Below are 23,261 nucleotides of genomic sequence, written 5' to 3'. Positions count from 1 at the left end.
TCGCAGTCGGAACTTGCGGCGGCACAGTAGCCAATGGCGGAACCTGATTGGGTACGGCTGTCGGAACCCGGTTTGGTGTCGGATTTGGCACCAAAGGCGGAGCTAGGGTCGGCGCTACGACCAGCGTTGGGACTTGACCGGGAACCGCTATCGGCGTCGCGATAGGAACCCGACCGGGAATTGCGTTCGGGACCGCGCCCGGCGCAAGGACGGGCACAGCAACGGACGTGGGCGTTTGCGGCGTTCCTCTTGGTGGCAACTGATTTGCCACCGGCTGCGTTGGGCCGGTAATTTGATTGCCTACCCCTTGCCCACCGGCCTGCCCACATCCTTGGCTCGACCGGTGCGGATTCCCTACGCCACGGCACCAACCGTAATGATTTCCCTGCGCGGCGACCTGCGTCGCGGCCAGTTCTGCAAACAAACAAGCTGCGGCAATTAAAGCAATGCGGTTCAGTTTCATAACATCCTCACCAACTTGTTGTCAGAGCAAGATACGCGCCAGGATCGCCAGAGTCAGTCAACGGACCGTCTCTCAAAGGGACACCGACATATCCGGACAGGAATAAGTTTTGCTTAAACTCAATGTCCAAACCCAGACCAGTCGAGGCCAGTGTAGCATTATCAACTTCAAAACTCGCAGGGTCATTGTTCGAGATGTAGCCCACGTCGAAAAAGACAAAGGGCGTTAAGCGATGAATGCTTTGGGAACTTGGAAAATAGGAGTGAGACACTTCGAAAATCGCGGAAATCCCGGAATCACCATCCACTTCGTCAAACCGATATCCACGCAAAGCATAACGATCACCAAGGAAGTACTCCTCGACCGAGGGCAGCCGATCGGTTGTGTACTGCCCCCAAATCTCAGTGCGCCAAGCTGTGTTGGGCGACAAGCTCGATAGCGGGCTTTCGTATCCAATGCCGCCCCGCAGATGCCAGAACGAAGAGTCTCCGTCGTCAAAATTCGCGTCTGTCGTGTCGTTGTCATTGTCACCAAAAGACAAGGTTAGCCCCGCTTCCAGAGCTTGTCCTTTTGGATAGTTTTGCCCGTAAAGATATGTCAGGCCAACGACACTTGCGTCACTGGATAGTGGAACGCCACCACTGACTGAGTCCGCTTCGGAAATGCGATAATCCAGCAGAAGGTACCCATAGCGGGCCACATCGCGGATCACGGGATATCCCAACGCGACGGTGAAGTTCTCGCCATCAACATCTGTTCTTGCAAAATCACCCGAGAGGTCACGTTTTGCGTTTATGTTTCCGTAGAAAATCTCACCGTACAGACCATTGCTGTTCAGCGGCGTGCGATAGGTAACAGCGCCCCACAATGAGTGTTCGTCGTCTTTGTCCCAATTGTAGTTGCCTGACCCCTCAAATCGAAGCAAATCCCCGACGGTCAGCGTCGAAAAAAATTCTTGTACGATATAGAAGCTGAGCGCTTCTCCAAGCTCACGCGGAGGGTTGTCGAGTGTCGCGCTGCCGGCTTGTTTGCGCAAAGGCTCTCCCAATACCCTCAGCCGAGCACCAGCTTGATCCGGGTAATCAAGTTCGGTCGACACGTCCAAGTCGGGTATGTCCTCGGCCAACATAACGGCCCGCTCAAATCGTTTGAGAGTTATGGGATATGCGGTGGTGAGGGGGCGAAAGATCTTTTCCAAGGTTTGGAACGTGCGCGTATCTACACCTTCAATTTCGATGGTTTGAATACGCCCTTCATCAACAACAATGCTCTGCCCATCGGGACCAGGCCAGGCTTCAGCCAAGAAGTAACCGTCCTCTCGGTAGATCTGCGTTATCGTTGATGCGACATCCACCGCTGTGATGCGCCCCGACCGATCAAAGGCCAACTGACCTGCAAACGTTAACAGCTCATCCGTATCATACACCGTTACGCCGCTGACAGAGTGCTGAGATGCTATGTCCCAGGTTTGGGCCAAGCTGTATTTTGGGACTGATACAATGGCCACAAAAGTGCAGATGATCGCAAATACAACCGAGTGTGATACGGGCATTTTCCACAACCTTAGCATGATTGAGCAAGTTAAAGCCCAATCCTATTACGAGGTTAGAATGTCTGAGCTTACCGGTATTCAAATTTGATCACGACTGGTGCTTTCGAGATACACAGCGAGCAGACTACAATGCGCCTTCGTCGCCCAGGAACTCGATACCAGCCGTCGCGCCATCGGTGTAAGCAATACAATTCCAAGGAGCGCGATCCTCACCAACACCGACAGTGACTTGTGTTCCAGCTTCGCTAAACGCGGACGAGAGAACAACGACTTGCGAATTGTTCGTGGTTTTGGCCACATCTCGCAAACATGCCTGCTGAGCAGGTGTGGGTTCGGCAGATGCGCCCGACGTGCTCGTTTCGTCACATGCCGCAAGCAATGCAAACAAAGTTGTGCCTGCAATCATCACTGTCTTTTTGGTCATTTTCTTCTCCATCAGGGTCCTTCGAACTTAATGAATTTGGACACTCCTTTTTGAAGCGCCCGCTTCTATTCAGCCAATTGAGTACAGCTCGATCCGGTGCCCACCTTTCCCAAAACCTTGTCGCCAACGGATTGGTCGGCAGAACGATATTGAGTTGATTGCCGGGGCCGATAACAACGGGGGTCAAATAAAGCTTAGTCGAATTCGCATGTTTGAATCTTATTTTTCATAAATCAACATTTTTTCCGCGCGTAAATTTCGCTACCTTTTTGAAAGATAGGTTTTTGGCGTTCAAACAAAAATAGAAGGCGGGAAAACCCAGAAGGGCGAAGGTGTGCTTTTGGGTCCGCGAGGCGTTCTGAGGCCGCGCAGAAACGAAGAAAGGATTGAAAAATGGGATTTGGTGAAGCCGTCAAAACGTGTTTCTCGAAATACTTCCAGTTCTCCGGTCGGGCTATACGCTCAGAATACTGGTGGTTCTTCTTGTTTGTGGTGCTCGTGAGTGCTGCTTTGGCTGTGCTGGACACGATCCTATTCGGGACCGACCCCGAAACGGGGCAGGGATCTCGGGTTCTGTCCTCGGTTTTCCAACTGGCCGTTCTCATACCAATGCTGGCCGCCGGTTGGCGGAGGTTGCATGATACAGGACGACCTGGCTGGTACTTGCTACTGCCGATTGCGCTCAGCATTACAACGCTTTTTGTTATGCTGGGTGGGGTGGCGTTCTTTTCGGTATTGGAGCAAGGGACCGAAAATCCCGATGCATTGCGAGGACCTGCGGCCGTCCTGGGCGTTACCGGTATTGTTGTTGTCTCAATTCTTCAATTGGTTCTGTCCATCCTGATGATCTGGTGGCTGACGCGACCTTCCCAAGAAGGCGCAAACGAATACGGCGCACCTGTTTCCTAACTTTTTCGCCCGGGTAACGGGCCGGAAACCCTGGCTGAATGACAGTACGAACCACAACACCATGGAGAGAGAAAATGAGTTTCAAAACGATTTCCATTGGAACACTGATGATGGCAATGGCGACCACAGCATCAGCGGAGTGGTCGTTCAACTCCGGGCCTAACCCTAATGCTTTTATTCAAACCGGAAACATGACGCTGGAACTTCAGTGTAATCGTATCCGCTTTGCTCCGGCCGGATATGAGGACAGCCAGGACATCGTGGAAAAGCAGGGGCTCTCCATTCGATTTTTGAAGAACGGCACCACCGAAGTTGGCGCATTTCAGGTTGGCGCCGAAAACGCTGCCTTGCAGATCGTCGACAATTATCCTGTCGAGGTCAGTTTCAATAGTCAGGAGGATTATGGTTTTGTACTGGACCAACTTGCGGCCAATGCTTCAGTTAATCTGTCGATGATTGATCAAGATGTCAGCTACGGAATCTTTGACTTGAAAGGTTCCAGCACGGCAATTCAGTCCCTTCGTTCAGTCTGCGATTCAGGTACTAGCCAGGGGGCCTCCTACGAACCCCCAGAAGGCATCGTTTATTGTGGGGGCGGAGCGGTAGAGCGAGTCATCGAACCCGTAATTTTGGATAACCCGGAGGGAGAATGGGACGCGCGAGTAACGGTCAACGGCGAGTCGATCAGAGCCATGACGGCCTACAGTTACTTCGGAAACTATGAGCCGCCCGCCGGATTTGTCGTTGCCCTGCTTGGGGAAGACAGGTCCGAGTTTCTGATTTTTAGCGAAGGCTCGTCAAACTGGCTGGAGTACGGGGACTACAGGTATGATCAATGTAATTGATCCCACCCTCCAGCGGGCACCTTATCTTGTTTCCGAAGGCAGCTCGCCGAAAAACAGTCGGTAGTCTTTCGCAAACTGGCCCATATGCCAAAACCCGTGGCGGTTGGCAGCATCCGCTATTGAGCCATCGAAGGATCTGTTCAGAAGGTCCTCGCGAACCCGGTTCAGCCGGAGCCTCATGTAATATGACTTCGGGCCAAGGCCGAACTGTTCCTTGAAGGCGCGGTCCAATGTGCGCCACGAGGCTGCGCATTCCGAGCAGATCTCTTCGATTGAGATCGGGTCCTCCAGATTGGCAAGCATAAGATCAATTGCGCGGCTCAGGGCGCGCCGCCTGGTTTCGGCTTGGCTTTTGTCAAAATGCGCGTCCGTATCGGTCAGGATCTTGAGGGCCTCAAGCATCAGCGCCTCTTCAGTGTCCTGAGACCAGTTGGCAGTCGCGTCGTTCAGCAATCGGACGACGGCCCCCTGCAGTCGCGCCATGCTGGCCAACCCCGCTTTGGTGCCCAATTTGCGGGCTTCCGGTTCGTCGCCCTCGATGTAAAACCCGCAGGTTTCGGCCAGCTTTTCTAGCCTTTGGGTTGCAAACGAAACAACGCTTCCTGAAAACCCTGCGGTCGTGATGCCATCAAAACCATCCCGATCACCGAAGACCAGAAAGGCGCTGTCAGTGACGTCATTGGCCTGCCACTTTTCGATGGCACCACGCGTGGGGATGCCAAACGTTTTCCATCCGTCAGGCGAAACACCAAGCTGGTGGACACGCTGGTTCATCGCGATGTTGAGGGCAGAAACAGCCTGACCTGAACGCACGGTTATCGCTGTGGACAACCGCCCGGGATCGAGCTGCCGAAAGTCGATCTCCCAAGGCGTGAGCTCTCCGATTCTGTTTGGATGATCAAGAGATAGGGCCATCGCCGGTGACTCTCCGTCCCAACCGGACGGCGCCGCGTTTCGCATATTTGGCGAATTCTTGATGTGGTCCACCCCCAGATCCTGACAGTTTACCGGTAATGTAACGAATTCGATAGGTGGAATGTCAAGTGAAGCCGGAGTCTTCAAGCGATACGACAATGGGCCGCCCTCGGCTACCGAAGGGGGATGCCCGATCCGAACGGGTGGTGACGTTCCTGACGCCTTCGGAACATTGCCAGCTTTCAGAGCTGGCAAAACGATCAAATCAATCCCTTTCCGCAAAATGCCACGAACTGATCGTTCAGGCGTTGGAATCTACGAGTGTCAAAAGGAGGTCCGAGAGTGACTAAAGCCTTAGGTAAGACCAGTGTCGCAGCCTGTTTGTTTGCCATGCTGGGCGTCATGCCTGCAAGCGCGCAGCAAGAGGCGATCGTTCATGATGGTGAGTTCGAATTCCTGCGGGCCCAGTTCGGGGATCAATGGGACGCGCAGGATGCTGAGATTGAGGCCAGGTTGGCCGAGATCCGCGAGGCCAATGACGGCAAGCCTCCGAACTTTCTGTATATTCTTATCGACGACATCAGCTTCGGCCAGATGGGCGAGCGCAAGATGAACTATGTGATGGGGATCGAGACCCCCAATATCAACGACTTCGCCAGTGAAGGCATGTCGCTGATGCGCATGTATACGGAGCCCTCCTGCACGCCAACACGCACGGCCATGCTGACCGGTCGGCACCCGATCCGGGCCGGTGTAGAGGAAGTTAAGGTCGCACTTGTCGGCGAGGGACTGCCCGCGAGCGAGGTTACCCTGCCGGAGATTCTTAAACAGGCCGGGTACAACACCTCGCATGTGGGGAAGTGGCATCAGGGTGATATCGAAGAAGCCTATCCGCACAATCAGGGCTTTGATTACGCGGTGTTTCCGCTGCACCAGCAGGTTCAACTCAGCCTGATGACCCGCGAGGCCATGGAGGCCAACAACATGCTGGGATATCACTCCTCGGGGCAGAACAACCAGTTTCTGCTGGATGAACGGTTCAAGCCCTATGGTCTGGTCACCGGTGTCGAGGCACAGGCAGGCGGCACCGCGCGCGAAGTTGACATGGAAGCGGGCGAAGAATGGACGCAGGCCAAGTACGAACAGATGAACGAACGCTATCAGGCGCAGGCATTGGAGCAGATTGAACAAGTCGCCGCGCAGGATGAGCCGTTTTTTCTGCAATACTGGCCGCTTTACCCGCTGAACTTCGCCTACCCGGATCAGGCGCTGTCGCGGAACGGCGGCTTCCATGCCGACAAGCTGCAACTGCTCGACGGCTGGATCGGAGAGGTGCTGGCCAAACTGGATGAGACCGGCGAGGTCGACAACACCATCGTCATGATCATGGCGGACAACGGGTTGATGTATCACTACGAGGGGACCTCGGGCCTGAACCAGTTGATCTATCGCGGCGGCAAGACCCAGCATCTTGAGGGCGGGGTCCGCACCGATGCCTTCATCCGCTGGCCCGGAGTGATTGAAGCCGACAGTGCTGCCGGCGACATCTTTCACGTCTCGGATATCTACACGACGATGGCCCGCATCGCAGGTGCAACGGATTTCATCCCGCGCGACCGAGTGATTGACGGGATCGACCAGACCGCCCTGCTTCTTGAGGGTGAGGGCAATGGCCGCCGCGACTACGTGTATGTCTATGAGGGGCCGGTTCTGCGTTCGGTCGTTAAGCAGGAGTTCAAGATGCATCTGCCCGCGCCGGGTGCCCCCGGAGCTGCAGCGCCGACCTATAACGTCTATCGCGACCCCCGCGAAGAACACCCGCTGGTTGGATACTCTCTTTGGGCCGGTGCCTCTTTTCAAGATATGATCAAGCGCCATCAGAAAATGATCGCCAAATATCCGAACTCCGAGATCGGCAAAGATATCCCATATGGCGGCATCGAGAACCTGCGGCCTGAAAGCCAAGAGGCCCGCGAGGTGTTCATGAGCTGGCAAGAATAGCCTACAACGGCGCGCCCTTCGGGGCGCGGCGATCACAGTCCCGCTCGATACAGCAATGGAGAGAGACATAAGACTATTCAGATCTATCGGTGCTGCGACTCTGCTGTTTGTCGCCGGTACCTTTCATCCTGTTCTCGCGGCCGAAGATCGCGCCATCCCGCTAGAGGGGGTTTTGAATACGCGCGACCTGGGTGGCCTTACAACCGAAGACGGTCGCACCGTACGGGCAGGGCAGCTCATCAGATCCGGTGAGATCGACCAGATCAGCGCACCCAGCATGCAGCGCCTGGACGACATGGGTGTCAGCGCAATCGTTGATTTGCGAACAACGTCAGAGGCAACGGCGCATCCCGCGCAATGGCCTGAAGGAGAGGGACCCGCGCGCCATCATTTCCCGGTGATGGAGAATGAAAGCCAGATGATTGATGATATGCGTGCCAGCATCAAGGCGAGCACGGCAACCGAAGCAGAAACAGATGGTTTGTTCTTAGGGGCTTTTGGCTATATCGCAACTGACTACACTGAGGAATATCGAGATCTGTTCGATGTCTTGCTGGACCAGCCCGAGGGTGAGGCGGTTCTGTATCATTGTTCGGGCGGCAAGGATCGTACCGGTGTCGCGACCGCGCTCGTCCTGACAGCGCTTGGTGTTTCCAAAGACGAGATCCAATCGGATTTCATTATGAGCAATGCGCTCAAGGACGCGGACAACAAGGCCCAACAGATCGCGGCCGAGGTCAACGCGGCCGAAGGGACAAATATGACGTCGGAAGCAGTCTGGCCGTCGTTGGGGGTGCGAGAGGCCTATCTTGATGAGTTCTACAAGAGCGTTGAGGCTAGCTACGGCTCGGTGGAGGACTACCTGCGTGAGGGACTTGGGTTGACGGACGCGGATATTGAAACCCTCCGCAACCGGTATCTGAACTAGGCTGGCCGCGAAAATTCACTTGTGAAAACAATCGGTCGAAGGCTGGCGGTTTCGGACACCAAAGCCATGCGAAGCAAGCGTTCGTACCACATGCTAGCCAACGGGTTTTCACTGCGAAGGGCCTCAGGTACGTTTCTGCAAAAAACAAAACCGAGAGGAGGAAGAAATGCTGCGCTTTATGCCTTTGGCTTTCATCGCGATGGTGGGTTTTTTCCACTTTTCAAACAGCTCAGCTGCCAACGCACAGAACTTTTTGGATAAAGTGACAGAAGGGGTGTCTGATGCGGCCAAAAAGGTTGGTGATGTCGCTGAATCGGCAGGCGAGACCGTACTGCATGCAGCGGACGGTGCAACTGCGTCCGAGATCGACGCCAGTGTAGATGCAGCACTGGCGCAACTTCTCGCGAGTTCCCTTGAGGCGGCGGATTTGTCCAACAAAGCAGTCGCTGTTTTGGTTTTCCCCAGGATCACCAAAGGCGGCCTGATGGTTGGAGGTCAGTTTGGAGAAGGCGCGATGCGTGAAAACGGCATCACGACCGGGTACTACAATATTGCCGGTGCGTCCTATGGTTTTCAGGCTGGTATTCAGCATTTTTCCTACGCGCTGTTTTTCCTCAACTCTGACGCCCTCGCCTATATGCAGAACAACGATGGGTGGGAGGTCGGCAGTGGCCCCACGCTCGTTGGCGGTGATGAAGGCTGGTCGGCCTCGATGGGAACAAACGATTTGCAGGGCGACATCGTGCCAATCATCTTCGGGCAAGAAGGGCTTATGGCAGGCGCTGGTCTTCAGGGCACTAAGATCACCAAGATCGAAAAGTGAACTGCGGGGTGATTGCGTCACACAAGCACGGTTCGCTCATTTCTTGATACGAGGCACCCATGGCCTTTGTTCAAATAGTCCCGTTTGATCCGTCACGAGGGTCGCCTGCTTTCCGTCCGAAAACCTGACGACCTGGACAAATCAACTCAAAGTGCGTCTCCGGTCTATGGCTTTGGCGCTTGGTTGAGGACTTTGAACATGAAGGTTGTCGCCTCCAGTGTGGGTTCGAACGGGTTGCGGCAATAATTCGGAATCTCTCCTGCTGTTTGAAAGCCAAGACCTTGGTAGAGAATCCGCGATGGGTCGGTGCTGCGCGTATCGAGCACAAGCGTTGTTCTGCCCAGCTCAGATGAGCGAGCGAAGAGCGCGTTCATCAAGCTGCGCCCCAGGCCCTCGCGTCGCGCATCGGGATGGACCAAAAGCTTGGCGACATCGGCGCGGTGCGGCTGATTGGGCATTGAGGCCGGAATCAACTGTACCGTCCCACGGATACGCCCTCCGCTTTCCGCAACAAACAGGTCCAAGGCCCCTGCGCGCAGTTCAGGGCGAACGCGAGTCTCCCAATAGCGCTGGGCGTCTGCGTGGTGGAACGGCAAGATGAACCCGATACTCGCGCCCGCATGCACGCAACCATGCAGGATCTCGGTCAGGTCATTGAGCGCCGCGTCGAAAGTGGCATTGGTCAGTCGTGTGATCATATCAGTACCAGCATGTAGCGCGCGCCTCGGCTGGCGCCGGTTTCAAATTGTGTCGGGCCGGATAGGTGGTATCGCAGGCAGTCACCTCCACCGAGCGCGTGCGCCGTGCCGTCCACGGTGAGCGTCAGGCTTCCATCCAGAACGATCAGGTGGTGTTCCTGCCCCGGTTTCGGAGGCGTTTCGTACCGAACCACCGTATCCGGCGGCAGGTGGCATTCCAGCACCTCACCGCTCAACCCGGTGGAAGGGGGTGAGACGGATCGGCGCGTGAAACCTGTTTCCGGATCGCTCCATTCGGGTTGCCGTTCAAAGGGGACCTTGGTGTCGAAACTGTCCTCGACCATCATCAACAGGCGCGACATGGGCAGACCATACGCGGCGCAAAGTCGGCCGAGTGTTTCTGCCGTCGGGCTGACCCCAGCCTTTTCCATACGCGATAGGGTTGCCCGGCTGACACCGCTGTTGTCCGCCAGTTGATCCAATGACCAACCGCGACTTTGACGCAGCTCCTTCAGGCGGATGGCAAGGCGGTTCGTGAGGGAATCCAGCATTGATCAATTATGAGAATAGTTTCCGTATGTGGGAATAATAGCTTCAAAATATATTATTGCAAAAGAAAAAGGGCGCAGAATTTACCGCGCCCTTTATACTTCGTAGGTATGGAGGAGTCTTACTTCCAGCCAACCTCGTTAAAGGTTTTCTGCGCTTCGGGCAGGTTCTTGGCGACGGCAGACAGATCAACATCGTCTGCTTTGAAATCGCCCAGCTCGGCCACGGACTCGGAAACAGCGACGCCCTCAACCGTTGGGTATTCGTCGTTGCCGGCCGAGAAATACTGCTGTGCCTGATCGCTTGCCAGGTACTCAAGGAATTTGATGGCGTTGTCCTTGTGCGGCGCATTTGCGGCAACACCGCCACCCGAAAGGTTCACATGCGCGCCATTGCCGTCCTGATCCGGGAACACCCAGCCGATCACGTCACGCTCGGCCGAGACGCCATCGACGTCTTTCCGGATTGCGCGGGCAAAATAGTAGGTGTTGGACACGGCAAGGTCACACTCACCCGAAACGACGCCGCGCAGCTGGTCTGTGTCACCGCCTTGCGGGTCACGCGCCATGTTGGCCACGACGCCTTCGGCCCAGGTTTTGGCGGCTTCGGATCCGGCGTTTTCGATGATCGAGGCCAGCAGGGTCTGGTTGTAGACATTGGTGCTGGAGCGGATGCACAGCTGGCCCTTGTATTTGGGGTCTGCCAGATCAGCGTAGGTTTGCGGCGGCTCGGAGACTGCGTTCTTGTTGTAGAAAATGATGCGCGCCCGCTGCGAGAAACCGAACCACTGGTTGTCACTGTCCTGAAGGTTCGACGGGATACGCTCTTCCAACACGGCGCTGTCAATTGTCTGCAGCACACCCGCGTTCTTAGCGCGCTCAAGCCGCGAGGTGTCGACGGTCAGCAGAATATCCGCAGGGGAGTTCACGCCCTCGGCTTCCATACGCGCGATCAGCTCATCTGCCTTACCTTCGATTCGGTTGATGGTGATGCCGGTTGCATCCTCGAAATCCGAATAGAGACGCTCGTCGGTGTCGTAGTGGCGCGACGAATAGATGTTCAGCTCGCCTTCTGCTGCTGCAGATGTAGCGATCATGGCCGCAAGGCCAGCCGCGATACAGGTCGTGGATTTAAACATGATTGCTCCCAATATTGAGTATTCCACCGGGGTAAACCCGAGTTAAACACTCAATTAACGGATTGGATTTGGTTTGCAAGTAAAACCCGACAAAAATTGTGCGAAATCTCGGGCACTTTGATCAGCGACGCCGATCAAAGCCAGCAGGCACAAAAAAACCGCACCCAAAGGCGCGGTTCTTTCGAAGGATATGTGCAGTTCTTAGCCCTGGCGAGCTTTGAACTTGCGCTGCGTCTTGTTGATCACGTAGACGCGGCCTTTGCGACGCACAATACGGCAATCACGGTGCCGGTTCTTGAGCGAGCGGAGCGAGTTCTTGACCTTCATGGGTCTGTCTCCAATCTGCGGCGCCTTCATCAAAGACGTGGCCAGCGCCTGGGTTTGTCGGGTGCCCCGGCAAGCCGAAGCAGTGAATAGATGGTGGGCGGTACAAGGATCGAACTTGTGACCCCTTCGATGTCAACGAAGTGCTCTACCGCTGAGCTAACCGCCCACGTCCCTTTGCGTGTCCTGCCCCATAACGAAATGGGGCGCGGATACCCGCGCCGGTAGCGGGGTCTATAAAAGGAGTCGCAAAGGGGTTCAAGGGGTTTGGAAGAACTATTTTCCAGTCTATGTTAATCCCGAACACGGAGAGACCATGAAGAACCCTTCCTATTTTCTGGATATGCCCGAAAACCGCCTTTCATGCGTGGTTTTTTCATCGCCGCATAGTGGCCGTGACTATCCAGAGGCGTTTCTGACGCGCTCGGTTTTGGGGTCTGATGTGATTCGATCCTCGGAAGATGCCTTTGTGGATCAACTCTTTGCCTCGGCCTCGGATTTTGGGGCGCCGCTGATCAAGGCGGCGATGCCACGGGCTTATCTGGACCTTAACCGCAGCGCGGATGAGCTGGACCCGGCCCTGATTCAAGGCGCAAAACGGCAAGGGCACAATCCGCGTGTGGCCTCGGGGCTGGGGGTGATTCCCCGCGTGGTGGCGAATGGGCGGGCGATTTATCGTGGCAAACTAACCATGGATGAGGCGCGCCTGCGCATCGACACCTATTGGCGTCCCTATCACAGCCGCCTCAAGGCCTTGCTGGCGGAGTCACACGCGAAATTCGGGCAGGCGATTCTGGTCGATTGCCATTCGATGCCGCATGAGGCGGTGGCCATGGCCAGCACCGCGCGCAACACACGCCCCGAGATCGTGCTGGGCGACCGTTTCGGTGCATCGGCATCAACCGAGATCGTGGACCGAATTGAAGCTGCCTTTACCTCGGCGGGATTGGTCGTCGCGCGGAACGCGCCCTTTGCCGGGGCTTATGTGACCCAAACCTACGGCCGCCCCGGTCGTCAGCAACATGCGATTCAGGTTGAGATCGACCGCTCGATCTACATGAACGAAGACACGATCTCGCCCAATGCCAATTTCATGGCGTTCTCCAAGATATTGCGGCAAGTGATCGCCGAGATTGCCGAGATCGGTTCCGAACCGCAGCGGCTAGCGGCAGAGTAAGCCTCACCGCAGCGCGCGGCCTTTCACGATCGCATCACTTCCGAACCGTTTGCGAATCTCATCTGTGGCGCGCTCGGCCTGAGACCTGCGTGTCGCGTTAGGGTCCAGCAAGTCGCCAGAGATATCTGCCTGATCCGCCGGGCACAGATCGGACAACCCGCATCCCAACAGACGATAGGGACCTTGATCTCCCACCTGATCAAACAGCCCGCGCGCGGTTCTGTAGATGCGATCCGCGATCTGAGTCGCATCGCGCAGCGAAGCGCGGCGGGTGATGATCTTGTGATTGGCCTTTTTCAGCTTAACCGTCACTACCCGACCCGCCAGATCCTTGGCCTTGGCCCGGTCCGAGACCTTCAGCGCCATGCGCCACAGATGCCCATCCAGAATCTCGAGGTTGGAGGTGTCTTCGAAAAACGTGGTTTCGTTGCTGATCGACTTCATCGGTTCATGGGCCGATACCCGGCGCTTGTCCTGACCGCGTGCCAGATGCCACAGGCGATACCCCATCGATCCGAACCGCGCGGTCAGCGCCTCCTGATCCCAGCGCAGCAGGTCCGAGAAGGTACGGATCCCGGCGCGTTCCAGCGATTCCTGCGCTGCCGGGCCGATGCCCCAGATCAGCCTGACGGGTTTGTCGTGCAGGAAGTCAGCCGTCTCGGCCTTCCCGATCACGGAAAACCCCCGAGGCTTGTCCAGGTCCGAGGCGACCTTGGCCAGAAACTTGTTGTGGCTCAACCCGATGGAGCCGGTCAGCCCCAGCTCATCCTTCATGCGCTTGACCAGACGCGCCAGCATCACCGCTGGCGGCGCGCCATGCAGACGTTCGGTGCCGGAAAGATCAAGGAAAGCCTCGTCCAGCGATAGGGGTTCTAACTTGGGTGTCAGCTCATCCATCATCGCACGGATCTGACGGGATACCTCGGCGTAGACCGACATGCGCGGTTTGATCACCACAGCGTCCGGACACAGTTGCAGCGCCTTGAACATCGGCATTGCCGAGCGCACGCCCCGGATGCGCGCCACGTAGCAAGCGGTTGAAACGACACCGCGTCTCCCACCGCCTACAATTACCGCCTTATCCGCCAATTCAGGATTGTCGCGCTTTTCGACCGAGGCATAGAACGCGTCGCAATCCATATGCGCAATCGACAGGTCAAACAGCTCAGGGTGCGATTTCAGCCGCGGGCTACCGCAAGACGGGCAGCGCTGCGCGTCCGGGAAACTGGTCAGGCATTCGCGGCAGATCGTTGGCATGGTTGCTTTTCCCGACCCGAAAAGGGTGGCTCCGGGTGTTCGAAGCTATAGTGTCTATCGGCTTTCGTCTGAACGCAACAGAGGCTTCGACGGTCTTCAGAAATCTGGCGGTTTGAGCTGAGAGTCGCACTGTCAAGAAAACCCCCCGCTTGGGGCGGGGGGAAGGTAACGAACCACAGGAAGAGGTAGTTCGTTGGGGAGTAACTCCGCCCTAGATTCGCTCAAAACGCTATATTTAGATAGGTGGCCGCGTTATTCCCTAAAAGTTGTGCCGGGTTTGTGTGTTTTCGGGCACAGGGGGAAAACGGGGAACATTCCCCCTATTGACCTAAGGTAAAGATATCACTGTTGTTTCGAGGTCTGAGGCGTTGAATGCCCGTCCGCGATCAATGGCGTGTCAATGATTTTAACTCGGCCAGAACGGCCTCGGCTGCGGCTTTCGGGTCCTCCGCTTGATAGATAGGACGCCCGACAACAATATGATCCGCCCCATCTCCGATCGCACTGGCCGGCGTTGCGACGCGTTTTTGATCGCCCAGAGCAGCCCCGGCAGGGCGCACGCCCGGTGTCACGATCAAGCGGCCCTCGGCCTGGGGCAGGGCGCGGATCAGCGCGGCCTCTTGCGGGCTGGCGATCACACCGTCGGCTCCGGCCTCCAGCGCTTTGGTCGCGCGCTCAACCACCAGATCCTGCACATCGCCTGCCTTCAACAGGCTGGCATCCAAATCATTGCGGTTGAGCGAGGTGAGGATAGTTACTGCAAGGATCTTCAGGTCTTTGCCGGATGCGCCTTCTTTCGCCGCGCGTACCACATGCGGGTCGCCATGAACGGTCAGGAAATCCAGATCGAACTGCGCCAGACTACGGACAGCGTTTTCTACCGTGTTACCGATGTCGAACAGTTTCATGTCCAGAAAGATGCGCTTGCCATGGTCCTGTTTCAGCTCATTGGCCAAAGCCAGACCGCCGCCCGTCAGCATTCCCAGCCCGATCTTGTAGAACGAGACCGCATCACCCAACCGTTCGGCCATCGCCAAACCTTGCAGAGCGTTCGGGACGTCAAGGGCTACGATCAGGCGGTCATCGGACATGTTGGGTCTCCTTGCTGGCAAACGTCTGCCTCCTAGCGGGTTCGGGCGCAACTGTCCATGCGGGTCCGCTCAATCGAAAGAGGATGATCTGTGTTACAGTGGCTCAAATCGATCAATAGGTCACATGAAGGGACAGAACATGAGAAAGCTTGCCTTGCTGGGAGTGGCGCTGATGATGGGCGCCTGCGACGAACCCGCCTCAGGCACATCCGACACAGGCGCGGCGCCCGCGCCGACCAATGACAACCTGCCTCTGGTCCGGGGCTACCGATCCGAGGATGATTGGTGCCAGCTTACGGGTGAGAGCGCCTTTACCGTCGAATTTCTGGATCACACCGCCGATCTTGTCTCGTGCCCGACCGGCAGCAGTGCCGAACAATCCTTGGTCGAGACGTATACGTTGGAGCCAGTGGCGCAAACCGGCGGCTATTCGGTGTATTCCATTCCGCGCGGCTGACGGCGTCTGCCTACCCATGTTGCATTCGCCGCGATCAGGGCGATTCCGGACAGTTCCAGAAGCCAGTTCATTCGGATCGACATGATCTCGGCGCCCAGAAGAGCATCGAAGTTGTGAAACCCGGCGGCACGGATCAGCACAAAGCAGATCAGGGTGACAAAGCCGATCAAGGCGATGCCGACCTCTCGCAAGTGTTTGCGTAGGAACCAGAGGCTGACGAGTGCAATCCAGAAGCCGCTGAACGCGACCACAAGGATAAAGCCGATCTGAACAGACCTGCGATCCTCGTACCAGCCTTGCATTTGCGACAGGCAGCGGGCGCTGGCCGTAAGTGCGGATTGAAGATCCAGCTGTTTGTTGATCATCAAAGCAAACAGCAGCAGCGCGAGGATCAGCCAGAACCACCGGACGTGGGAATTGCGCCTTGCGCGCAGGCATAGCAGTGCGGCGAAACCGTATGCGGCAACCGTGAGCCAACCGATCACGCTTGGATCGCCAATGGTGGGCGACCATTGTTCTGCAATGCAGCTGCGTAGCGCAGTGGCTGAGATCATAGAGGCGCGCTCCTAACACGGTTTTTTTCGCAATTGACCGAGATCATTCAGCTTCCCAGCATGCATCATGTTATTCTGCCAAGACAATCTTGAATACACGCCGACATTACCCAAATTGAATGTGAGGCCTCAATCGACGCGTGCCGCCAAGCGGGCGCATCAAAACGGGGCGCTTGAGAAAAGGAGAATGCTATGGACTTGAACAAGTTCACCGAGCGGGCACGGGGATTCGTGCAGGCGGCGCAGACGATTGCGCTGCGCGAGGGGCACCAGAGGCTGGAGCCCACACATATACTTAAAGCATTGATGGACGATGATCAGGGGCTGGCGAGCAACCTGATCACCCGCGCGGGCGGCGCGCCGAACCGCGTGGTTGAGGCGTTGGATGCCGCGATGGGGAAAATCCCGAAGGTCAGCGGTGACGCTAGCCAGATTTACATGGATGGCCAGACCGCCAAGGTTTTGGACGAGGCCGAGAAGATTGCCACCAAGGCGGGCGATAGCTTTGTGCCCGTGGAACGGGTGCTGATGGCGCTCTGCATGGTCAAATCCAAAGCCAAGGAAGCTCTGGAGGCCGGGGCCGTTTCTGCTCAGAAACTGAACGAAGCCATCAATGATATCCGTAAGGGTCGCACCGCGGACACCGCGTCGGCGGAAGAGGGCTATGACGCGCTCAAGAAATATGCGCGCGATCTGACCGAGGCCGCGGCCGAGGGTAAGATCGATCCGATCATCGGGCGGGATGAGGAAATTCGCCGCTCGATGCAGGTTCTGTCGCGCCGTACCAAGAACAACCCTGTTCTGATCGGGGAACCCGGCGTTGGTAAAACCGCGATTGCCGAGGGTATGGCCCTGCGCATCATCAACGGCGACGTGCCGGAATCGCTGAAAGATAAGAAGCTGCTGGCGCTTGACATGGGCGCGCTGATTGCTGGTGCGAAGTATCGCGGTGAGTTCGAAGAGCGCCTCAAGGCGGTGCTGACCGAAGTGACCGAGGCCGCTGGTGAGATCATCCTTTTCATCGACGAGATGCACACGCTGGTCGGTGCCGGCAAATCTGACGGCGCGATGGATGCCGCCAACCTGATCAAGCCTGCGCTTGCTCGGGGTGAGCTGCATTGTATCGGCGCGACCACGTTGGATGAGTATCGCAAGTACGTGGAAAAAGACGCGGCCCTTGCGCGCCGGTTCCAGCCCGTGATGGTCACCGAACCGACCGTCGAGGACACGATCAGCATACTGCGTGGCATCAAGGAAAAGTACGAGCTGCACCACGGCGTGCGTATTTCGGATTCCGCATTGGTGTCGGCGGCGACCTTGTCGCATCGTTATATCACCGACCGGTTCCTGCCCGACAAGGCCATTGACCTTGTCGATGAGGCGGCGTCGCGGTTGCGGATGGAGGTGGACTCCAAGCCGGAAGAGCTCGATCAGTTGGATCGCCAGATCCTGCAGATGCAGATCGAGGAAGAGGCGCTGAAACTGGAAGACGACGCGGCCTCGAAGGATCGTCTGGAAACCCTGCAAAAGGATCTGGCCGATCTGCAGGAGCAATCGGCTGAGATGACCGCCCAGTGGCAGGCCGAACGTGACAAGCTCGCGGGTGCGCGTGATCTGAAAGAACAGCTCGACAAGGCGCGCGCTGATCTGGAAATCGCCAAACGCGAAGGCAATCTGGCAAAGGCAGGTGAGCTGTCCTACGGCATCATCCCCGAGCTTGAGAAAAAGCTGACCGAGGCCGAAAACGCCGAAAGCAACGCCATGATGGCCGAGGAAACGGTGCGCCCGGAACAGATCGCATCCGTGGTCGAACGCTGGACTGGTATCCCGACTGCCAAGATGCTGGAAGGGGAACGCGAGAAACTGCTGCGGATGGAAGACGATCTGCACTCCCGTGTGATCGGCCAGGATGCCGCCGTGACCGCCGTGTCCAACGCCGTGCGCCGCGCGCGCGCGGGCCTGAACGATGAAAACCGCCCGCTGGGCTCGTTCTTGTTCCTCGGGCCCACCGGCGTAGGTAAAACCGAACTGACCAAGGCCGTAGCGAACTTCCTGTTCGACGACGACAATGCGATGGTGCGCATCGACATGTCCGAGTTCATGGAGAAACACGCGGTTGCGCGTCTGATTGGTGCCCCTCCGGGCTATGTCGGTTATGACGAAGGCGGTGTGTTGACCGAAGCCGTGCGGCGCAGACCCTATCAGGTCGTGTTATTTGACGAGGTCGAAAAGGCGCATCCGGATGTGTTCAACGTACTGTTGCAGGTTCTCGATGATGGCGTACTGACTGACGGTCAGGGCCGTACAGTAGACTTCAAGCAGACGCTGATCATCCTGACGTCGAACCTCGGGTCTCAGGCGCTCAGCCAACTGCCCGAAGGTGCAGACAGCGCGCAGGCGCGGCGCGACGTGATGGACGCGGTCCGGGCACATTTCCGGCCGGAATTCCTGAACCGACTCGATGAAACGATCATCTTTGACAGGCTCAAGCGGGCCGATATGGATGGTATCGTCGATATCCAGATGGCACGTCTGCAAAAACGTCTGGCCGCTCGCAAGATCGAGCTTGTTCTGGACGAGGGTGCCAAGGAGTGGCTGGCGAACGAAGGCTATGACCCGGTCTTTGGCGCGCGTCCCCTGAAGCGTGTGATCCAGCGCGCCTTGCAGAACCCGTTGGCCGAGGCTCTGCTGGCTGGCGAGATCAAGGATGGCGAGACCGTCCCCGTCACCGCTGGCGCTGAGGGCTTGATCATTGGCGACCGGCTGGGCACCTCAGACCGCCCCCGCCCGGATGATGCCGTAGTGCATTAAACACGTTGAGTGAAAGGCGACCCGCCAAACACGGTGGGTCGCCACTTTAAGGTGTTGAGTTCCAGACCGTTCAATCTGGACTGTAAAATAAAAGGTTCGCAGATCTACTCATAGTCACGCAGATGAGCAAAAGATTGGCAATCTGCTACTGTTTTCTGACCAGCACCCGATCCGTACCACCTGTTTCAATGTCAATAAGGCTAGAAACTGATCCAAGTTCTTTGAGGATCCGCCTGCCCTCTCTTGATTGACGCGGTCTCAGGTCAAGAATTATGGCACCGTTCGGTTTGACGGCGGTCTTGAAGAACGTCTCGTAGGTTTTTACCGGATAGTGAAAGCCGCAGGAGATGAAACTCATGGCAAGGTCGATCGGTCCAACCTCGCCCAGATCGTCTGTTCTGGGATTCAAGCAAGTTATGTCGCTACTGTCGACGCCATTTTGTGTCAAAAACGAATGAGCGACAGACAAGCTCGAATAGGCTGCTCCCTTTTCCTGATAACCGAAATGCCTTTCCTCAGAGGTTTCTAGATCAATGAGGTTCAGGCTGCATTGGCGATCTTTCCACAAAAACAGATCAAACATGGCGTAGCCGCACCCGATGTCGGCGACAGATCGTGGATTCAGGTCCTGGATCGTGTCTCGGATCTGCAGGTATTCAAGATAAATGACAGCAGCGGCTCGTTTGGCCAACTCGATACCGTGTTTTTCGACCAGCGATAGAGCGGGGTCAGTGTTTCCGGCGCTCCACGCCTTGGTTATTCTGCCAGAGCGAGGCTGATCGAAAATAATCTTGGATCTTTGCATGATCAGGTTTACGAGATCCTGCTCGGAAAAAGCATCAAAACAGAGTTCGGCCACGGGGGGCAGGGCCGTTGCATCCATCATTTGTTGACTTGTGATCATTGGTTTTGCGTCTTCTCAAGGAACCGGGTGGATTTTGAACGATGATGCAGATCCACCCGGCTTACAAGAGAACGTAAACAAGTCTCTGCGTTTAGATACCTCTAGATCAACGCGAAAATCCGGGCGGGGCCTCCGGTGCCGCCTTTGTGTTTGGGCGCTCCTATCACCAGGGTGGCCCCGGCGGCTGGGACGCGGTCGAGATTGGCCAGACACTCGATCCCGAACCGGCCGGTGGGCAGCCAGGCGTAGTGGGTGGCGAAATCGGCGGACATGCCGTGATCCAGCGACAGCGTGTCGACCGCCATGGATCGCGCGCCGGTTTCCTCCATCAGCATCTGGGCGGCCTCGGCGTGGAAGCCGGGATAGTGCTGCGCTTCTCCGTCGAAATTGCGAAACGCGTCGGTCGCAGTTTTCCCACCCCAGCCGGAATGCATGGCGACACAGGCGCCGTCGGGGATGTCTCCGTTCGCCGCGATCCACGCCTTGAGGTCATCGGGCGTCACGCGAGTATCGGCATCTTCGGCGGCGCGGGCGGCGATATCCACGACGCAGAGCGGCGCAACCAGATCTGTCACTGGAATCTCATCGACTGAGGTTCCGTCGGCCGAGAAATGCAGGGGCGCATCGATATGGGTGCCGGTATGTTCGTTGATCGACAAGTTGAACAGGTTGAACCCGTGATCCGCAAAGTTGAACGCCTGTTCGGCGGAGACGCCGGGTTCTCCTCCCCATGTCGGAAACTCGGGGCTGAGGGTGTGGGTCATGTCCTCGACCCCGCCATGCCCTGCGGCCAATGCCGCGGGAGCGCTCGCGCCTGTTGCGGCGGCTGCCACGCCAGTGGCTGCGGCGGCTTTGAAGAAGCTCCGACGGGACAGCATCTTGTCTTTGACGGCATTCATTACGCAGATATCACACATACGGTATCCTCCCTGATGGGTGGCAGGGTCGGGCGACCGGTGTCGCGGACCGTACCACCTATCAGGCAGAGTGCCGCGCTGACCCCTTCTGTGTAAAGGGTGCTGTCTGTTAAGACGCGCTGGGCGTCCTAGCGGAACTCACGGCTTTTGCGTAGGGCGCGCAGCTCTTCCGAACTCATTTTGGGGCCTGAGCTGGTCGTGGGCTGCGGCGTGGGCTGAATCAATGTCTCAGTGCTTGGGGTCTTGCGCACGGTGCCACCGCTTAGACGCAGATAAGCCAGAACCCCGCCGGCGCATTGATAGCTGAAGGCCCAGCTAGCCAGAAGGACATAGGCCACGACAGTTGCGATCATCGGCGCAGTGACTGAAAACGGGGCCGCTCCGGTCGTCATCTCGCCGATCAATTGAATGTCGTCGACCAGAGCGCTCGGACCGTAGATTGCGGCAAGTCCAACGATAAACAGAGCAAAGAAAAAGACCGCACCGACAAAGCTGATCGCCACCACAGCGAAAAGCGGCAGGAAGAACGCACCGAAATGGTTGAATGGCGTATAAGGGCGGCCATTGGGGTCATGCCCGATTGAGGCCGCTGCAATCGGCACCAGAAATCCGGCCCTCAGCGCGCAGATCGCTGCAAAGAGCAGGATCACAACACCCGAGAACATCATAATATGCACGGGCGTCAGGGTCGCGAAGAACGCGGCCGGGTCCTCGGGAACGCCGCCCCCTACACTGACGGCACCGACGGCCAGCGCGGCAATCAGGGCGGCGGCCACACTGATCCCAATGGCTTCGACGGCGCCGTAGATAACCGCTGGAAAGACAAACTTGCGGTAACTGTTACTGGGGGAAACCTCGCAGGCCTGCAGGCCCAAACGGCTGCCGACCAGCATCGGGATGACGCCAGAGGATGCGCCTACAAAAAACGAAATCAAAACCGACAGTCCCGGAATGAGCAGCCCGATCAGCGCGCTCAGTATTCCGCCTATCAACCCGTAGACGATAAGCGCGACCAGCAGGACGGGGAAGACAATAATATAGCGCCACAAAACGGACAGCGAGAAAGGAAAGGCCTGAAATACGAGCACGGGACCAACTCTGATCAACTATTGGATGATTCCCGCATACTTGATTGAGACTGCTAGAACCAGCCGCCAAAAACGTCTTAGTCACGGGCTGACGCAGTTGCGTTACAGTCTGTTCGCTCAATCGTGACGCCTGTTTCCTTGGCTCTATGTTATCAGCGGACTACCTCACTCTGAGGCGGATTCATTACGGAGACCCAAATGGCGCATCGCTGGACCAACACTTTGACACATGCCGACGTCACCCCAAGGGCGGCGTTTCTGAACCGGCGGCAAGTAATGGCCGGGCTGGCAGGTGTCGGGCTGACTGCGATGGCCCGCCCCGCTACGGCGCAAGAGGCGCTGGAGCCGAACACCTGGGAAGAGATCACCAGCTACAACAATTTCTATGAATTCGGCACTGGAAAGGACGACCCAGCCAAATATGCCCATACCCTCGTGACTGAACCCTGGAGCATTGAGATCGACGGTCTGGTGGATCGCCCCGGCACCTATGACTTCAAGGACATCATGTCCGAGATGACAGTTGAAGAACGCATCTACCGCTTCCGCTGTGTCGAGGCTTGGTCGATGGTGATTCCGTGGAACGGGTTCGAACTGGCCGACCTGTTGAATATGGCGGGTGTGCAGGAGGGCGCTAAATACGTAGCCTTTGAAACCGCCTACCGTCCCGATGAGATGCCCGGCACGCGCTTCCCGATTCTGGAATGGCCCTACCGCGAGGGTCTGCGACTGGATGAGGCGATGCACCCGCTCACCATAATGGCGACAGGCATCTATGACCGCCCGATCCCGAACCAGAATGGTGCTCCGCTGCGTTTGGTGGTGCCGTGGAAATACGGGTTCAAGTCGATCAAGTCGATCGTGAAGATCACACTGACCGAGGATGAGCCGCCAACCAGTTGGAACATGTCTGCGCCCCGTGAGTATGGCTTCTATAGTAACGTGAACCCGAATGTGGACCATCCGCGCTGGTCTCAGGCGTCCGAGCGCCAGATCGGCGGCGGTCTGTTTGCCAAGCGTATTCCGACCCTCATGTTCAATGGCTATGAACAAGAGGTCGCCAGCCTGTATGAAGGTATGAACCTCAAGGAATACTATTGAGCCATGCAGGCGGTGAACCAGGCCATACGCAAGATCCCCATTTGGGCTGTCTATCTGGCTGGGGCCCTTCCGGCCCCTGGGTTCCTGTATCTTGCGCTCACAGGGGGGCTCGGGGTCGAGCCGATCACAGCGCTCGAACACAAGCTGGGGGAGCTGGCCCTGCAGCTGCTCATTCTTGGTCTGGCGGTAACCCCGCTGCGCCGGCATCTTGGCTTGAACCTTATGAAGTTCCGCCGAGCAATCGGCGTGCTGGCCTTTTCCTATGTCGCGCTGCACCTGCTGGTCTGGTTGGTGCTGGACGTTCAGCTGCTTGGCCAGATTTGGGCTGATATCCT

General features: G+C 57.0%; 23 protein-coding genes and 1 tRNA gene (1 of these 24 cut by a window edge). 10 read left to right on the top strand and 14 right to left on the bottom strand.

Annotated elements, in window-relative coordinates; genetic code table 11:
* Positions 1–470: 470 nt before the first annotated feature.
* Together ACR3FB_RS15580 and ACR3FB_RS15575 are read right to left on the bottom strand one after the other, a co-directional pair.
* Entirely contained in the window at positions 471–2,015 is a 1,545-nt protein-coding gene (locus tag ACR3FB_RS15580) for a ShlB/FhaC/HecB family hemolysin secretion/activation protein (RefSeq protein ID WP_480566196.1), read from the bottom strand.
* Positions 2,016–2,139: 124 nt separating this feature from the next.
* On the bottom strand, positions 2,140–2,439 hold the full coding sequence (locus ACR3FB_RS15575; RefSeq protein WP_170550033.1) for a hypothetical protein: 300 nt from the start codon (positions 2,437–2,439) through the stop codon (positions 2,140–2,142).
* A gap of 393 nt (positions 2,440–2,832) precedes the next feature.
* On the opposite strand from ACR3FB_RS15575, the gene ACR3FB_RS15570 reads away from it, so the two are divergent.
* Together ACR3FB_RS15570 and ACR3FB_RS15565 are read left to right on the top strand one after the other, a co-directional pair.
* Entirely contained in the window at positions 2,833–3,348 is a 516-nt protein-coding gene (locus tag ACR3FB_RS15570; RefSeq protein ID WP_480566194.1) for a DUF805 domain-containing protein, read from the top strand.
* A 74-nt stretch (positions 3,349–3,422) separates the two neighbouring features.
* Positions 3,423–4,193, top strand: coding sequence for a hypothetical protein (locus ACR3FB_RS15565; protein ID WP_480566192.1), 771 nt, complete (start codon positions 3,423–3,425; stop codon positions 4,191–4,193).
* 21 nt (positions 4,194–4,214) lie between these two features.
* Here the strand turns inward: ACR3FB_RS15565 and ACR3FB_RS15560 are convergent, their stop codons facing one another.
* Complete coding sequence (locus ACR3FB_RS15560) at positions 4,215–5,108, bottom strand: helix-turn-helix domain-containing protein (protein ID WP_480566190.1); 894 nt, start codon at positions 5,106–5,108, stop codon at positions 4,215–4,217.
* Between the two features lie 342 nt (positions 5,109–5,450).
* Between ACR3FB_RS15560 and ACR3FB_RS15555 the strand changes: the two genes are divergently transcribed.
* From ACR3FB_RS15555 to ACR3FB_RS15545, 3 genes are all read left to right on the top strand, one after another.
* Positions 5,451–7,109 carry a sulfatase-like hydrolase/transferase gene (locus ACR3FB_RS15555; RefSeq protein WP_480566188.1) on the top strand — a complete coding sequence of 553 codons (1,659 nt, stop codon included), beginning with the start codon at positions 5,451–5,453 and terminating at the stop codon, positions 7,107–7,109.
* Between the two features lie 55 nt (positions 7,110–7,164).
* On the top strand, positions 7,165–8,037 hold the full coding sequence (locus ACR3FB_RS15550; RefSeq protein WP_480566186.1) for a tyrosine-protein phosphatase: 873 nt from the start codon (positions 7,165–7,167) through the stop codon (positions 8,035–8,037).
* Positions 8,038–8,203: 166 nt separating this feature from the next.
* Positions 8,204–8,860: a lipid-binding SYLF domain-containing protein gene (locus ACR3FB_RS15545; RefSeq protein WP_480566184.1), complete on the top strand. Its 657-nt coding sequence runs from the start codon at positions 8,204–8,206 to the stop codon at positions 8,858–8,860.
* Between the two features lie 164 nt (positions 8,861–9,024).
* On the opposite strand, the gene ACR3FB_RS15540 is transcribed toward ACR3FB_RS15545, so the two are convergent.
* The 5 genes from ACR3FB_RS15540 to ACR3FB_RS15520 all read right to left on the bottom strand — a co-directional run bounded on the left by ACR3FB_RS15540 (position 9,025) and on the right by ACR3FB_RS15520 (position 11,738).
* On the bottom strand, positions 9,025–9,558 hold the full coding sequence (locus tag ACR3FB_RS15540; protein ID WP_480566182.1) for an N-acetyltransferase family protein: 534 nt from the start codon (positions 9,556–9,558) through the stop codon (positions 9,025–9,027).
* Entirely contained in the window at positions 9,555–10,109 is a 555-nt protein-coding gene (locus tag ACR3FB_RS15535; protein ID WP_480566180.1) for a helix-turn-helix domain-containing protein, read from the bottom strand. The genes ACR3FB_RS15540 and ACR3FB_RS15535 overlap by 4 nt, the downstream gene beginning before the upstream one ends.
* A 119-nt stretch (positions 10,110–10,228) precedes the next feature.
* The gene (locus ACR3FB_RS15530) at positions 10,229–11,245 is read right to left on the bottom strand and encodes a Fe(3+) ABC transporter substrate-binding protein (RefSeq protein ID WP_480566178.1); all 1,017 of its coding nucleotides are present in this window, start codon (positions 11,243–11,245) and stop codon (positions 10,229–10,231) included.
* A 201-nt stretch (positions 11,246–11,446) separates the two neighbouring features.
* Entirely contained in the window at positions 11,447–11,572 is a 126-nt protein-coding gene (ykgO, locus tag ACR3FB_RS15525; RefSeq protein WP_008755722.1) for a type B 50S ribosomal protein L36, read from the bottom strand.
* A 91-nt stretch (positions 11,573–11,663) separates the two neighbouring features.
* Positions 11,664–11,738: transfer RNA gene (locus tag ACR3FB_RS15520), tRNA-Val, on the bottom strand.
* Positions 11,739–11,885: 147 nt separating this feature from the next.
* Here ACR3FB_RS15520 and ACR3FB_RS15515 point away from each other — a divergent pair.
* A complete protein-coding gene (locus ACR3FB_RS15515; protein WP_480566176.1) occupies positions 11,886–12,746 on the top strand; it encodes an N-formylglutamate amidohydrolase in 861 nt (286 codons plus the stop codon).
* Positions 12,747–12,749: 3 nt separating this feature from the next.
* Here ACR3FB_RS15515 and ACR3FB_RS15510 read toward each other — a convergent pair whose 3' ends face one another.
* The gene (locus tag ACR3FB_RS15510) at positions 12,750–14,003 is read right to left on the bottom strand and encodes a DNA polymerase IV (protein WP_480566174.1); all 1,254 of its coding nucleotides are present in this window, start codon (positions 14,001–14,003) and stop codon (positions 12,750–12,752) included.
* Positions 14,004–14,389: 386 nt separating this feature from the next.
* Positions 14,390–15,094, bottom strand: coding sequence for an orotidine-5'-phosphate decarboxylase (gene pyrF / locus ACR3FB_RS15505; protein WP_480566172.1), 705 nt, complete (start codon positions 15,092–15,094; stop codon positions 14,390–14,392).
* A 139-nt stretch (positions 15,095–15,233) separates the two neighbouring features.
* On the opposite strand from pyrF, the gene ACR3FB_RS15500 reads away from it, so the two are divergent.
* Entirely contained in the window at positions 15,234–15,551 is a 318-nt protein-coding gene (locus ACR3FB_RS15500; protein WP_170689306.1) for a hypothetical protein, read from the top strand.
* Here ACR3FB_RS15500 and ACR3FB_RS15495 read toward each other — a convergent pair.
* Positions 15,521–16,105 (bottom strand): isopropylmalate isomerase, encoded by a 585-nt coding sequence (locus ACR3FB_RS15495; protein WP_480566170.1) that lies wholly within the window; start codon positions 16,103–16,105, stop codon positions 15,521–15,523. The two genes, ACR3FB_RS15500 and ACR3FB_RS15495, sit on opposite strands and share 31 nt — an antisense overlap.
* A 192-nt stretch (positions 16,106–16,297) precedes the next feature.
* Between ACR3FB_RS15495 and clpB the strand changes: the two genes are divergently transcribed.
* Complete coding sequence (gene clpB, locus ACR3FB_RS15490) at positions 16,298–18,916, top strand: ATP-dependent chaperone ClpB (protein WP_480566168.1); 2,619 nt, start codon at positions 16,298–16,300, stop codon at positions 18,914–18,916.
* A gap of 145 nt (positions 18,917–19,061) precedes the next feature.
* On the opposite strand, the gene ACR3FB_RS15485 is transcribed toward clpB, so the two are convergent.
* From ACR3FB_RS15485 to ACR3FB_RS15475, 3 genes are all read right to left on the bottom strand, one after another.
* Positions 19,062–19,820 (bottom strand): class I SAM-dependent methyltransferase, encoded by a 759-nt coding sequence (locus ACR3FB_RS15485; RefSeq protein ID WP_480566166.1) that lies wholly within the window; start codon positions 19,818–19,820, stop codon positions 19,062–19,064.
* A 101-nt stretch (positions 19,821–19,921) separates the two neighbouring features.
* Positions 19,922–20,737: a cyclase family protein gene (locus tag ACR3FB_RS15480; RefSeq protein WP_480566164.1), complete on the bottom strand. Its 816-nt coding sequence runs from the start codon at positions 20,735–20,737 to the stop codon at positions 19,922–19,924.
* Positions 20,738–20,865: 128 nt separating this feature from the next.
* Positions 20,866–21,825 carry a hypothetical protein gene (locus tag ACR3FB_RS15475; RefSeq protein ID WP_480566162.1) on the bottom strand — a complete coding sequence of 320 codons (960 nt, stop codon included), beginning with the start codon at positions 21,823–21,825 and terminating at the stop codon, positions 20,866–20,868.
* Between the two features lie 198 nt (positions 21,826–22,023).
* On the opposite strand from ACR3FB_RS15475, the gene msrP reads away from it, so the two are divergent.
* Positions 22,024–22,926: a protein-methionine-sulfoxide reductase catalytic subunit MsrP gene (msrP, locus tag ACR3FB_RS15470; RefSeq protein WP_480566160.1), complete on the top strand. Its 903-nt coding sequence runs from the start codon at positions 22,024–22,026 to the stop codon at positions 22,924–22,926.
* 3 nt (positions 22,927–22,929) lie between these two features.
* Positions 22,930–23,261 carry the 5' portion of a protein-methionine-sulfoxide reductase heme-binding subunit MsrQ gene (gene msrQ / locus ACR3FB_RS15465; protein ID WP_480566158.1) on the top strand. 283 nt of this gene lie beyond the right edge of the window, so 332 of the gene's 615 nt are visible here — the first part of the coding sequence; it begins with the start codon at positions 22,930–22,932; its stop codon lies beyond the right edge, outside the window.

The organism is Ruegeria sp. AO1, from assembly GCF_056535985.1.
The sequence above is the reverse complement of the archived record's forward strand: the minus strand, read 5'-3'. Positions and strand labels throughout refer to the sequence as shown.

Excerpts from the sequence above, each read along its gene's own strand:
- ACR3FB_RS15480 (WP_480566164.1), bottom strand. The coding sequence starts at position 20,737 with ATGTGTGATATCTGCGTAATGAATGCCGTCAAAGACAAGATGCTGTCC.
- ACR3FB_RS15485 (WP_480566166.1), bottom strand. The coding sequence starts at position 19,820 with ATGATCACAAGTCAACAAATGATGGATGCAACGGCCCTGCCCCCCGTG.
- ACR3FB_RS15500 (WP_170689306.1), top strand. The coding sequence starts at position 15,234 with ATGAGAAAGCTTGCCTTGCTGGGAGTGGCGCTGATGATGGGCGCCTGC.
- ACR3FB_RS15550 (WP_480566186.1), top strand. The coding sequence starts at position 7,165 with ATGGAGAGAGACATAAGACTATTCAGATCTATCGGTGCTGCGACTCTG.
- msrP (WP_480566160.1), top strand. The coding sequence starts at position 22,024 with ATGGCGCATCGCTGGACCAACACTTTGACACATGCCGACGTCACCCCA.
- ACR3FB_RS15570 (WP_480566194.1), top strand. The coding sequence starts at position 2,833 with ATGGGATTTGGTGAAGCCGTCAAAACGTGTTTCTCGAAATACTTCCAG.
- ACR3FB_RS15560 (WP_480566190.1), bottom strand. The coding sequence starts at position 5,108 with ATGGCCCTATCTCTTGATCATCCAAACAGAATCGGAGAGCTCACGCCT.
- pyrF (WP_480566172.1), bottom strand. The coding sequence starts at position 15,094 with ATGTCCGATGACCGCCTGATCGTAGCCCTTGACGTCCCGAACGCTCTG.
- ACR3FB_RS15515 (WP_480566176.1), top strand. The coding sequence starts at position 11,886 with ATGAAGAACCCTTCCTATTTTCTGGATATGCCCGAAAACCGCCTTTCA.
- ACR3FB_RS15545 (WP_480566184.1), top strand. The coding sequence starts at position 8,204 with ATGCTGCGCTTTATGCCTTTGGCTTTCATCGCGATGGTGGGTTTTTTC.
- ACR3FB_RS15540 (WP_480566182.1), bottom strand. The coding sequence starts at position 9,558 with ATGATCACACGACTGACCAATGCCACTTTCGACGCGGCGCTCAATGAC.
- ACR3FB_RS15495 (WP_480566170.1), bottom strand. The coding sequence starts at position 16,105 with ATGATCTCAGCCACTGCGCTACGCAGCTGCATTGCAGAACAATGGTCG.
- ykgO (WP_008755722.1), bottom strand. The coding sequence starts at position 11,572 with ATGAAGGTCAAGAACTCGCTCCGCTCGCTCAAGAACCGGCACCGTGAT.
- ACR3FB_RS15565 (WP_480566192.1), top strand. The coding sequence starts at position 3,423 with ATGAGTTTCAAAACGATTTCCATTGGAACACTGATGATGGCAATGGCG.
- clpB (WP_480566168.1), top strand. The coding sequence starts at position 16,298 with ATGGACTTGAACAAGTTCACCGAGCGGGCACGGGGATTCGTGCAGGCG.
- ACR3FB_RS15535 (WP_480566180.1), bottom strand. The coding sequence starts at position 10,109 with ATGCTGGATTCCCTCACGAACCGCCTTGCCATCCGCCTGAAGGAGCTG.
- ACR3FB_RS15575 (WP_170550033.1), bottom strand. The coding sequence starts at position 2,439 with ATGACCAAAAAGACAGTGATGATTGCAGGCACAACTTTGTTTGCATTG.
- ACR3FB_RS15580 (WP_480566196.1), bottom strand. The coding sequence starts at position 2,015 with ATGCCCGTATCACACTCGGTTGTATTTGCGATCATCTGCACTTTTGTG.
- ACR3FB_RS15530 (WP_480566178.1), bottom strand. The coding sequence starts at position 11,245 with ATGTTTAAATCCACGACCTGTATCGCGGCTGGCCTTGCGGCCATGATC.
- ACR3FB_RS15510 (WP_480566174.1), bottom strand. The coding sequence starts at position 14,003 with ATGCCAACGATCTGCCGCGAATGCCTGACCAGTTTCCCGGACGCGCAG.